Below are 11,558 nucleotides of genomic sequence, written 5' to 3'. Positions count from 1 at the left end.
TAGTACAGCACGGCGGAAATAAGCAACCCGTTTTAAATGTCTAAAACCCTTACGTAATGGTAATTACGAATTACGAATTACGTAGGGCATTGGGTATGGGTAAAGAACAATAAACCTCTTGCAAAACTCCCTAACACCCCATCCGCGCTGTCGCTTACCCCCAGCCATGTGAAGGTACTTGTATAATTAACGTACCAGCAGACCCATATACTGTGCAAATGCCTAGAGTTGCAATGCTTATTATTCGTTGTGTACGTTTTCTTTGCTGGAAATTCGCTCATTCTGTATATATTGTAGCCGATGTAAAGATAGGGTGCGCGTCAGTGCGAGTGGTTTATCTGCCGTAAACATTTTTTGAATTGGTATAAGGTAAAAAATACAAGTAAGTTATAAAAAAATTCAAGTCATGAAAGGTAAGACTTTACTATTTATCGTCTTTCTGTCTGTATTCCTAGTGAGTTACCTAATATGTACCTTTTTTGGATATACAACCGTTTGGAAATTGTGGCATATTCCTGTGATGATGCCAACCTTTGCTGATACTCGTGCAATTACAAGTGGTTCTGAGGCAAGTGCTTTGGGATACGATCCTTTATTTAATAATGTACGAGATCCTTGGCATCGTCCGATGAATCTCTCAAGATTATGGAATGTTCTTTTTTATTTTAGATTGAATCAGAGCCATACTAATCTTCTAGCAACAATTTTTATAAGTTCATTTTTTTTGAGTCCGTTTATTTTTATTAAAAAGCTTGATAAACTGACGGCTTGTGTACTTTCATGTGCCTTTATTTCACCAGCCATAATGCTGGGTGTAGAAAGAGGTACACCTGACTTATTCTTATTCTTTATACTCGCAACTGCTATAAGAGTAGGATATGTTTCAATAATAGCTGCATTATGTTTGATTGTATTTGCTGGTTTTCTCAAGCTGTTTCCAATTTTCGGGATTGGTTTAATCTTAAAAGAAAAAATATCGCAATTTTGGATTCTTTTAAGCATTACTTGTATAAGCTTTTTAAGTTATCTAGTTTTTACATTCTCAGATGTAAAACAAATGATTCGTGTTACTCCTAAAGGCACTGACTTTTCCTATGGATATGATGTTTTTATATTAGCTTCAAAGAATTATTTTAAGAACTCAAGTTATCTACCATTATTAAAAATTGCACTGCCTATATTTTCGTATTTTTTATTATTGTCAATATTAGTGATAGCTATATTACTAGTATTCAAAAATCCTGTTCATGATGAGGATGAGAACGAAATAGAAAAAAATAAATATATAGATGCTTTTAGAGTAGGGGCTGGTATTTATATAGGTACTTTTTTGTTTGGTCATAACTGGGATTATAGACTCATGTTTCTGATCTTTACAATTCCCCAGATTGTGACATGGATAAAACAGAAAAACAGCCGTTATTTTTTAGCTGCATCATTCACTTTGCCAACAATAATCCTATCTTTCTGGTATTTAATTTTGGCTCGCATCATCAATTATTATTTAACCTTTAATTTAGGTTTGATTATAGACGAGTTTTTCAATTGGGTAGTTTTCTCTGGTTTAGTCTATTTATTTTTAGCTTCTTTACCTAATTGGTTGTGTAATATTATGTACAAATTAGTTTTAGCAGTTCGTCAGAGATGGCAAATATTGGTTGGTTAACCAAAATTTCGTAAGTAATTTTAGACAAGTTTGCATAATTTTTGAACTTTGCACAGAGAAGTACTTAAAGTTACTTAATGCATCAAAGGCTACTTAAATTCATGGTTAGCGCTAGGATAGCTATGTATTTTATCAAAGTATAAATATGGCTCAAACTTTTTACGTAAATCCAGTATCAGGCAGCAATACCAACCCAGGTACTCAACAAGCGCCCTTCAAAACTATTACGCAAGCCCTCAAGGTAGCTACTGTTGATACCAAGATTCAACTGGCAGATGGTAATTACAATGCTGCTAGCGGTGAAGTATTTCCATTAACGATTCCATCTGGTGTAACAGTGGTGGGTAATGAAGCCAATAAAGGCGATCGCATTTTGATTGAAGGAAGTGGTAATTATCTAAGCCGTACTTTTGCTGGTCAGAATGTCACTTTTGTGCTGTTAGATAAAGCAGAACTGAGGGGAGTGACTGTAACAAATTTGGCTAGCCGTGGTAGTGGTGTCTGGATTGAATCAACTGCCCCTACTGTTGCTAATAGCACCTTCATTCATAATAAGCGGGAGGGAGTATTTGCTACAGGTGATGCTAATCCAGTGATTCTCGGTAATGTGTTCAGTGAGAATGCAGCTAATGGAATTGCGATCGCTAAAAATTCTAAAGGTCAAATTGAAAATAATACTTACTTTAAAACAGGTTTTGGCATTGCCATTAGTGATACTGCATCACCGATTCTTAAAGATAACAGAATTTATGAAAACCGTTCTGGCATTGTCATCTCTGGTAGCGCCCGTCCCATATTACGTAATAATGTCAGTGAAAATAACACCGATGATGGTATCACAGTGATTGGAACTGCTCTACCGGATATCGGCAGTACCAATAATCCAGGGGGCAATACTCTACGCAATAACGGTAAATTTGATTTGCAAAATGTCAGTTCTAATAAGCTGATTTCTCTAGGAAATAAAATAGATGCGTCTAAAGTTGCTGGAAATGTAGAGTTTGCAGATAGTTCGGTTCCAACACCAACTCCAACTCCAACGCCAACTCCAACGCCAACGCCAACGCCAACTCCAACGCCAACTCCAACGCCAACTCCAACGCCAACGCCAACTCCAACTCCAACTCCAACACCAACTCCAACCCCAACGCCAACTGTCGAATTAACCGATATTGCGAATCATTGGGCAGGTGGATTTATTCGAGAATTAGTCAAATTGGGGATAGTTAATGGTTTTCCCGATCGCACATTTAAACCTGACGCGACGATGACACGCGCACAATACGCGGCATTACTGGTAAAAGCTTTTAATCCACCCCCAAGCCGTGCAGCGATCAAATTCAAAGATGTACCAGCAGACTTCTGGGCATCCAAGGTAATTGAACAAGCATATCAAGGTTCATTTCTCTCTGGTTTTCCTGACAATACCTTTAGTCCCAACAAAAATATTCAGCGTGTGCAAGTGATTGTCTCGCTGGTGAATGGATTGGGGTTATCTAGTGATAATACGGCAACCATCAAAGTTTTCGATGACCAAGCCAAGATTCCTGAATATGCCAAGGATGAGGTAGTAAAAGCTATAGACAAGGAAATTATCGTCAATTACCCAAACCTGAAACAACTCAATCCTACCCGCGATGCTACACGCGCTGAGGTAGCGGCGATAGTTTATCAAGCTTTGGTAGATGCCGGTCGTGTAGCAGCGATCAATTCGTCTTATATAGTTACTGCTTGAACTGGGCATTGGGCATTGGGAAGAATTGAAGGGGACAAGGGGGAATGGCACTAAGTTAAGATACAGCCCTTGCCCTGACTGGTTCCCAGCCTGGAGGCTGGGAACCCATTCTGGGAGGCTCCGCCTCCTCTTTCTTGACCAGAGGCGGAGCCTCTCGGAATACATTCCCAGCCTGGAGGCTGGGAACGAGGCTAGACAGGCTTTTGGGATTTTCTTAGTGCCATTAGGACAAGGGGAAAACTTGTCTTACCCACCTTTTGTCCTATAAAAGATAAGGAAGAGAGCGATCGCCACTAATATTTACTGCTTTTAATGGTGTTTTTACCTGCTCTACTTTCCTGAAAACCTAGATTAAATGAGGCTTTTTTAATTTTGAATTTGGAATTGGTATTATTGCCAGCTTCGAGTAATAGAATTAATAACGAAGCCTTTGTCAGTCTTCAACTGTCAAAAGATAGAACTTTAGTAGCAGATTTTACCTATAGAAAACAAAAATCTCTATTCAAAGTAAGCTTGTAGCATATAAAACGCTTGTAAGATTTTTATGACTTCCCGGATTCGCTTTTTAATGTGTCCTCCTGACCACTACGACGTGGACTATGTGATTAATCCTTGGATGGAAGGGAATATTCACAAGTCATCGCGCGATCGCGCCGTGGAACAGTGGCAGGGACTACACCAAATCCTTAAACAACACGCCATTGTAGATTTAGTACCACCGGAAAAAGGCTGGCCTGATTTGGTTTTTACCGCCAACGCTGGCTTAGTTCTGGGCGATAATGTCGTCCTCAGCCGCTTTCTGCACAAAGAACGTCAGGGCGAGGAACCTTTCTTCAAGCAATGGTTTGAGGCAAATGGTTATACAGTCAATGAACTTCCCAAAGATTTGCCCTTTGAGGGAGCAGGTGACGCACTACTAGATCGGGAAGGACGCTGGTTATGGGCGGGATACGGTTTCCGCTCGGAATTAGATTCTCACCCTTATCTGGCTAAATGGCTGGATATTGAGGTGCTTTCTCTGCGACTCATAGACGAGCGTTTCTATCACCTGGATACTTGCTTTTGTCCCCTAGCAAATGGCTATTTGCTGTACTATCCTGGTGCTTTTGATTCTTACTCCAACCGCTTAATTGAAATGCGAGTTGCGCCAGAAAAGCGAATCGCAATTGAAGAAGCTGATGCACTGAACTTCGCTTGTAATACGGTGAATGTAGATAGCATTGTGATCATGAACAAGGCGAGTGACGCTTTGAAAACCCGCCTTGTAGATATCGGTTTCCAAGTGCTGGAAACACCTTTGACGGAATTTCTCAAAGCTGGTGGGGCGGCTAAATGCTTAACTCTGCGAGTGACAGAACCAGTTAGAGATGAAATTCATGCCAATGTCTCGGTCGAAAGCCGGATTATTCGCATGGAAGGACATTTGCTAGATGCTGGCTTAATTAACCGCGCTTTGGATTTGATTATAGATGCTGGGGGAAGCTTCCAAGTCCTGAATTTCAACTTGGGAGAACAGCGCCAAAGTACCTCAGCCGCAGAGGTGAAGGTATCAGCACCATCTCATGAGGTGATGGAAGAAATCATCTCAATGTTGATTGATTTGGGTGCAGTAGACTTACCCCATGATGAGCGAGATGCCAAACTGGAGCCGGTAATTCAAGATGGTGTAGCGCCTGATGATTTCTACGTCAGTACAATTTATCCCACCGAAGTCCGAATTAATGGTCAGTGGGTGAAGGTGGAAAATCAGCGAATGGATGGCGCGATCGCAATTACTCAAACTGCCAATGGCTTCGTAGCTCGGTGTAAAATACTACGCGATTTAAAGGTTGGCGAAGAGGTAATTGTTGACGTTTTAGGTATCCGCACCATCCGCAAAACTGAATCACGGGAAGTCCGCAGCACCCAAGAATTCAGCTTTATGTCGGCGGGAGTTTCCAGCGAGCGGCGTGTGGAATTGGTCGTTGAACAAGTGGCTTGGGAATTGCGTAAAATCCGCGATGCTGGTGGTAAAGTAGTTGTCACGGCTGGCCCGGTGGTGATTCACACTGGTGGCGGCGAACACTTGGCGCAACTAGTTCGGGAAGGATATGTACAGGCATTGCTAGGTGGAAATGCGATCGCAGTTCACGACATCGAGCAAAATATCATGGGTACTTCCTTGGGTGTGGACATGAAGCGGGGTGTCGCCGTCCGGGGTGGACACCGCCATCACCTGAAGGTAATTAATAGTATCCGTCGTTATGGCAGCATTCCCAAAGCTGTGGAGGCGGGAGCAATTAAAAGTGGTGTGATGTATGAATGTGTCCACAATAATATACCTTTTGTGCTTGCGGGTTCGATTCGGGATGACGGGCCTTTACCTGATACCCAAATGGATTTGATTCAAGCACAGGAAGAATATGCCAAACACCTAGAAGGTGCAGAGATGATTTTGATGCTGTCATCGATGCTGCACTCGATTGGGGTGGGTAATATGACTCCGGCAGGGGTGAAAATGGTATGTGTCGATATTAATCCAGCTGTGGTGACTAAGTTAAGCGATCGCGGTTCTGTAGAATCAGTGGGTGTGGTGACGGATGTGGGTTTGTTCCTTAGTCTGTTGATTCAGCAGTTGGATAAGTTGACTAGTCCTTATGTGAATAAGGTAGGTTAAGAGAACGTAGACGTAAAACGGCTTCCCGTAGGGTAACGCAGAGGCGCAGAGGGCGCAGAGAAGGGGAGATGACAAGAGTAGCTTTTAGTGATGAGTTGCAGGTTAATTGGGTTAGTTTGATTGCTGATTTCTTGTTGGTAGGGATGGTTTTTGGCCCGCCTATCGCTCCCTTTTTGGCTGCGTCTGGAGTGTCTTTGCTTCCTGGAATTGCGGACATAATTTATTTCATGGGTAATCATGTTTGTCCGCAACCAGATATGGGGTTAGATTTAGCACCACCGTTTATTATGGCTGTGTGTATGCGCTGCTATGGCACTGTCACGGGTTTACTGATTACTCGTCTGCTGTATGGGGTAACTGGTGGTAAAGGATTTTACTGGTTAAGTCAGTATGGCTGGAGTGGTGTGGCTTTAGCTAGCGTGTTGATGATGGCTTATCCTTTGGAATTGGCAGCAGAGGTTTTCGGTTTGTGGAGTTTTAATAATTATGTGGTTACGCCTTTTGGGTTAATTACGGGTTTGGCGTGGGGATTGTTTACTATGCCAATCTTGCATGGGTGGCATGGTGCTAAAAATAGGTTGCACGAATTTTAGAGACATTGCAATGCAACATCTCTACTGAACAGTATTGGTATAGTTACCCCTTTTTTAATGGGTTGGGAGATTAAGCCTTAACTGAAGCGTATTGATTTACAGGACTGAAAGCTGATTTATGTTTACGTTTCCGCCATAAACCTACACTTAAGGCTCCAAAAGTTAATTCACCTAATGCAAAATTAGGTTCGGGAACACTGGCAATAGTAGACTTATTCTCTACACTATCGGAAGATCCGCCAAACTCAGTTAAAAGCAATTGGTAGCTAAACAAACCGTCTGAATCACCAATAAGTTGCAGAGGTGCTGAAAATTTCAGCACAGTACCATCAAGGCTGTATGGTACTGAACCCCGAATCTTGCCCCAACCTCCTGAATTTGGTTCCGATACGCCAACTGAGAAGACATCACGTATCCGAACGTCACCTGCAACGTGAATTTCTTCTCCGCGAATAATTGAGGAAAGGTGACTATAGGCAGAGGGTGGTCTAAAAATAGGTAATTCCCCACTCGGATCAATAAAGTATTGAAAAGAGTCGGCTTGTCTACCAAATTCATCAACTGTTAAAAAGTCCGGCGCTCGATTAAAATCTATAGTAAATAACACTTCTTTAGCATCAAGATTTACCACGGCTGACTCTGATTCAACTAATAGTACCGCTTGCGCTATTTGCCCTGTGCCCAAGGCAATTAAAGCTGCTCCAAGGATAGACACTGGTAACTTTTGTATATATGTCATAAAAATTACTTTCTTAACCGTAGTATGACATCAAGATAATACAGCACATAACATATTAATTAAAAGTTATCACAGTAATTTCACTGGAAATTTATGATTATTTTACAGAATTTTTAACAAATATTGTACTACTCAGGATATGCGTAGGCATAGCCCGTCGTAGACATCGCATTTGTATCCAACAAGTAGCGACTACCATTCATCCCGCAGTACCTTTTGCATCGCTAATGCATCTCCATCCCAGAGCAATTTCCCTGCAAGATCGGAAAAATCATAATCAGATTTCTGTGTTCTGTCTGATCCAACCGGATTCAGAACAACCACAATATTTACCTGTCCAGGCGCTAGCTGTGTTGGGATATCAAGATGCAAATGTCCCGACGCATCAACAGTTGTCGTCAGTTGAAAAACTTCCATTGTTATACCAGCTATTGAACTCTGGTTTCATTTTAAGGCGATCGCTAGCACTGTAAATACTAGCGATCTGTTTATGATTGTTACGATCTGATACTAGTTGTACCTACTTCCACCTTCTGCGCTCCTTCAATGATTTGGTAAAGTTTGTGTTCAAATTTCTGCATACATGCCGACCAATCAAATTCGAGGATAGAGGGGCGAGCGTGTCTAGTCATATCTGCTTTCAAATCGGAATTTTCTAGAATCGCAATTACCTTTTGGGCGAAATCTGTAGGATTGTTAGGTTGGGCAAGGAAGCCGTTACGCCCAGGAAATACCTGTTCTGAGGTTGACGGTGCAACAACGGCAACCAGAGGCGTTCCAGAGGCTAATGCTTCGTTATTTGTCGTGCAGAAGTTCTCGGTAACGGAAGGGTTAACAAAAACATCCGCTCTGGCAAACCAACCTAAAAGTTCTGTACCATGAGACTCGCCCCATACAGTAATACCCGATCCAAACTTTTTAGCACGCTCACGGATTTCTTCGTCTAGGGGACCACTACCAACAATCACTAGATGAACATCAGGAATTTTGGCAGCTATGATTGGAAATATATCAAGCAATTGATTGACATTCTTTTCGGGTGTAATGCGTCCAACAAACAAAAGAGTTGGTCGATTATCGTTAGGAATTGGGTCGTAACAAATGTTTCGCGGATGAAATTTTTCACAATCGATACCTTGATAAGCGACGTATTCAGCGCGTTGGCATTTCAGTTCTTCGTATTTAGTCAGTTGTTCTTTAGAAGAGAAGTAATTGAAGTCATAAGACTCACTAAACTGCTTGACTAAAACGGGAACGATGGGACGAACCAAATTGAAGAAGCGATCTCCAAAGTAATATTTGATATAGGCAACAATATCTGTATGGAAGAGTGATATTATTGGCGTGCCTGTTCGTTTTGCGTATTCAGTACCGATTGGGCGACCATAACCTTGTAAGAAAAATGAGTATAAACCTCTCATTTGCGCTGCTTCTTCAACCACGATAATATCGGGTTTGAATTTCTCCAACAACTTGGTATCGCTCCAATGTCGATAGCTCAATGGTTGAGGAAGTGACTTGTAGAATACCAGTGGTTCTGTGGGGAATGCGTAAGCAGAGAAATTGGGGAAAGATTGAATTTCTTCTAAACCCGGCATGGGGCGATCGCCAACATTTTTGGGGTAGCGATCGTTGATTTGCGGATGGATTAAAAAAACCTCATGTCCCTGCTCTAGCAACCAACGGACTCGTTGGTGAACTGCAACAGAAACACCAGTTAAGAAAGGAGCATACAACCCTGTAAACAGTGCAATGCGAAGTTTTTGCTTAGTCATAATAAAGGGGAATATTTCACAAAATTGCTGGTTTTTAACTTAGGATTTACGCAGCTTATGTTTTATGAACATCCTGATTATTTAGCTCAGAAATTCCCACTAATACAGTTAGACTAAGGATTTACGCATTGTCAAATAGCCGAAATTGTCGATTTTGAAGTGGATGTTTATAAACCTGGCTTAAAACTATCCAAACATCCAAAATACTAAGTCAAAGTTCCCCTTAATATATTTGTCTAAACCCTTGTCTAAAATATAAATACGTTCTGCTAATCAATAAGTCAAAACGTATATTTTTCCAAAGGTTATAGCTAATATAGTTCTACTAAATATAAGATAATATAATTTGAAGACTAGGGAATGTTTAGTGTAATAACTTTCATGCCCTAGTTGATATCTAGCGATTTAATTCAAAGAGAAACCTTACTATTAATAGGCTGATCCAACCATTGATAAGGGCGATATTCCACTAAGCGGATATTCCAAGGCCCTTGAACTCGATAGCTGACACCGCGCCAGGTAACTGTTGATGTCCACAGGGATGATAGCATCGCTAACCCATAAACCCACTGTGTCAACGGAATCCCAATCAACATTTTAATGATTGTAGCAGCTGATAATTTAGCGATCGCTTGGTCATTAGAGCGAACCACTCGCTGTATCTCTAATTCCAACACCAGCATTATCAAAAGTAATCCGACAGTGTAAACTCCATAGCAGACTAACAACAAAGCCGCAGCTTCCCATTTTGCCTCTAACAACGACTCTAGAACTAAAATAATTAGTAGAGTTGGAAACAAAATGCTAGAAACAGCTTCACTAACAAGAGCCAACCAACGGGGATGATACAGTCGAGAAAAAAGGATAAGCCGCTTGAGATAGTCTACTAAGTTGAATAAATCAGTCTCTTCACGATTAACTATCAGCAGTGAAGGCACAAACTTTACCTGAAAACCGTGTTTTTTCAGGATGTCATGCATCATAAAATCTTCGCCTAAAGCTTGTCCCCACTTATCTAGGAGTTCTGTTTGGCGAAGCACTTCAGTTTTCACAGCCAAAGTTCCACCCCAAGGAATCTGGAAGATAAACATTTGCACTACTGTGGAAACATTGCCGACGTATCGCACTAAAGAACCCCAATACCTACCTGTCGGTACGTACCAACGATTACCAGTTGTTGCGCCGATTTTCGCATCAGCTAAAGGACTGACTAATTCTCGCAGCCAATTCAGATGGACTATAGTATCAGCATCTACTAAAGCAACCACCTTATAAGAATCATCCAACTCACGGATAGCTTGGACTAAAGAACTGCATTTGAGACTGCAATTGTTGCGTACTATTCTCAAAGGGCTGATTTGAACATTAGTTGCTTCTTGCTCCGTGATCGTTTCACTAGCAATTTTCCAGGCGGGATCTTCATGACTATCAACAATTAATTTTAAATCATAATGTGGATAGTTTTGATTTAAGAGCGATCGCAAACATCTAGGCAAAAACGGATCGGCTCCGCGTAAGCAAAGAATTACTGCTGTTTTGGGTAACTGATCGTCTGGTAATAAGTTCTTTTTAGATGAGCGCAGATACCATATAAAGACAAGCGTAAAACACACCTGAATAACCAGCCAACCCATCAAAGACTTAGACAGAAATATTGCCAAATCTTCCATTAAATTTTTAGTCTCCGACAGAATGAGGGATTGGGCTTTAGGAGTGCTGTTAGCGGTAGCGGGGCGTTTAGCCCGTGCTGAGTTAGGAGTTAGGAGTTAGGAGTAGAGACGCGATTAATCGCGTCTGTACAAGAGTTAGGAGTTAGGAGTTTTGTTTGTCCCTTTGTCTACCTTGTCTCCCTTGTCTCCCTCATCCCGCTCATCCCCACTCCCCACTCCTTTACGAATCAAGCGAATATTTCATAATGATGGTAACTGTTGTATTTTTGTTTACAACAAAACTGGCATCACGAAACTTTGGTGTACCTGTTTGTATGGACACAGTTGGATTTTTGGAAATCCCAAAACCTTCTTTGGGAATACCGAAAAAGTCTTTATTGAGTTTGCGATCGCCATTTTGATCGTCAACCACAGCGACAGCATAAGTTCCAGGTTTCAAACCGGAGAATTCTTTTTTTACAGAAGTGCCAGTAATCTTAGCGCAGCCACTTTGAGCTTCACTAGTACTACTCATCGGAAATCCTTTTTCATTTGCATACACTCGGAAGCAAATCTCACCTTTTTTGTGATGTATTCCATTTACTACAACACTAAGGGTTTCGGTAGGCTCTGCATTCACTGTTTTCGCAAAGCTGATGCTCACTAAAGTGGCAAGCAAAACACGAGATAGTTTCAGCATAATTTTGTAGTCAAAATAAGTGATTTTGGGGTTGATAGAAAGCTG

9 protein-coding genes are annotated in these 11,558 nt (G+C 41.3%); 4 read left to right on the top strand and 5 right to left on the bottom strand.

Annotation, left to right across the window (positions count from 1 at the left end; all coding sequences use genetic code 11):
• The first annotated feature begins 406 nt into the window (after window positions 1–406).
• The 4 genes from HWQ37_RS16540 (at window position 407) to HWQ37_RS16525 (ending at window position 6,650) form a co-directional block, all read left to right on the top strand.
• The gene (locus HWQ37_RS16540; RefSeq protein ID WP_292748731.1) at window positions 407–1,666 is read left to right on the top strand and encodes a hypothetical protein; all 1,260 of its coding nucleotides are present in this window, start codon (window positions 407–409) and stop codon (window positions 1,664–1,666) included.
• A 145-nt stretch (window positions 1,667–1,811) separates the two neighbouring features.
• On the top strand, window positions 1,812–3,401 hold the full coding sequence (locus tag HWQ37_RS16535) for a DUF1565 domain-containing protein (RefSeq protein ID WP_292748729.1): 1,590 nt from the start codon (window positions 1,812–1,814) through the stop codon (window positions 3,399–3,401).
• A 544-nt stretch (window positions 3,402–3,945) separates the two neighbouring features.
• The gene (argZ, locus tag HWQ37_RS16530) at window positions 3,946–6,057 is read left to right on the top strand and encodes a bifunctional arginine dihydrolase/ornithine cyclodeaminase (RefSeq protein WP_292748728.1); all 2,112 of its coding nucleotides are present in this window, start codon (window positions 3,946–3,948) and stop codon (window positions 6,055–6,057) included.
• 68 nt (window positions 6,058–6,125) lie between these two features.
• A complete protein-coding gene (locus HWQ37_RS16525; protein WP_292748727.1) occupies window positions 6,126–6,650 on the top strand; it encodes a DUF2085 domain-containing protein in 525 nt (174 codons plus the stop codon).
• 70 nt (window positions 6,651–6,720) lie between these two features.
• Here HWQ37_RS16525 and HWQ37_RS16520 read toward each other — a convergent pair whose 3' ends face one another.
• The 5 genes from HWQ37_RS16520 to HWQ37_RS16500 all read right to left on the bottom strand — a co-directional run bounded on the left by HWQ37_RS16520 (window position 6,721) and on the right by HWQ37_RS16500 (window position 11,513).
• On the bottom strand, window positions 6,721–7,389 hold the full coding sequence (locus tag HWQ37_RS16520) for a hypothetical protein (protein ID WP_292748725.1): 669 nt from the start codon (window positions 7,387–7,389) through the stop codon (window positions 6,721–6,723).
• Between the two features lie 192 nt (window positions 7,390–7,581).
• Window positions 7,582–7,806 (bottom strand): hypothetical protein, encoded by a 225-nt coding sequence (locus HWQ37_RS16515; protein WP_292748724.1) that lies wholly within the window; start codon window positions 7,804–7,806, stop codon window positions 7,582–7,584.
• A gap of 80 nt (window positions 7,807–7,886) precedes the next feature.
• On the bottom strand, window positions 7,887–9,164 hold the full coding sequence (locus tag HWQ37_RS16510; RefSeq protein ID WP_292748723.1) for a glycosyltransferase: 1,278 nt from the start codon (window positions 9,162–9,164) through the stop codon (window positions 7,887–7,889).
• Between the two features lie 410 nt (window positions 9,165–9,574).
• The gene (locus HWQ37_RS16505; protein WP_292748722.1) at window positions 9,575–10,834 is read right to left on the bottom strand and encodes a glycosyltransferase family 2 protein; all 1,260 of its coding nucleotides are present in this window, start codon (window positions 10,832–10,834) and stop codon (window positions 9,575–9,577) included.
• Between the two features lie 220 nt (window positions 10,835–11,054).
• Window positions 11,055–11,513, bottom strand: a complete 459-nt coding sequence (locus tag HWQ37_RS16500) for a DUF2141 domain-containing protein (protein ID WP_292748733.1) — start codon at window positions 11,511–11,513, stop codon at window positions 11,055–11,057.
• Window positions 11,514–11,558: the final 45 nt, after the last annotated feature.

This window comes from Nostoc sp. NMS4, assembly GCF_017115095.1.
In the GTDB taxonomy this organism is placed as follows: domain Bacteria; phylum Cyanobacteriota; class Cyanobacteriia; order Cyanobacteriales; family Nostocaceae; genus Nostoc.
Note: the sequence above shows the minus strand (reverse complement) of the source record. Positions and strands in the feature narration are given on the sequence as shown.

What these genes read in the sequence shown, in the direction of transcription:
- HWQ37_RS16540 (WP_292748731.1), top strand. Translation starts at nt 407, where the DNA reads ATGAAAGGTAAGACTTTACTATTTATCGTCTTTCTGTCTGTATTCCTA.
- HWQ37_RS16535 (WP_292748729.1), top strand. Translation starts at nt 1,812, where the DNA reads ATGGCTCAAACTTTTTACGTAAATCCAGTATCAGGCAGCAATACCAAC.
- argZ (WP_292748728.1), top strand. Translation starts at nt 3,946, where the DNA reads ATGACTTCCCGGATTCGCTTTTTAATGTGTCCTCCTGACCACTACGAC.
- HWQ37_RS16525 (WP_292748727.1), top strand. Translation starts at nt 6,126, where the DNA reads ATGACAAGAGTAGCTTTTAGTGATGAGTTGCAGGTTAATTGGGTTAGT.
- HWQ37_RS16520 (WP_292748725.1), bottom strand. Translation starts at nt 7,389, where the DNA reads ATGACATATATACAAAAGTTACCAGTGTCTATCCTTGGAGCAGCTTTA.
- HWQ37_RS16515 (WP_292748724.1), bottom strand. Translation starts at nt 7,806, where the DNA reads ATGGAAGTTTTTCAACTGACGACAACTGTTGATGCGTCGGGACATTTG.
- HWQ37_RS16510 (WP_292748723.1), bottom strand. Translation starts at nt 9,164, where the DNA reads ATGACTAAGCAAAAACTTCGCATTGCACTGTTTACAGGGTTGTATGCT.
- HWQ37_RS16505 (WP_292748722.1), bottom strand. Translation starts at nt 10,834, where the DNA reads ATGGAAGATTTGGCAATATTTCTGTCTAAGTCTTTGATGGGTTGGCTG.
- HWQ37_RS16500 (WP_292748733.1), bottom strand. Translation starts at nt 11,513, where the DNA reads ATGCTGAAACTATCTCGTGTTTTGCTTGCCACTTTAGTGAGCATCAGC.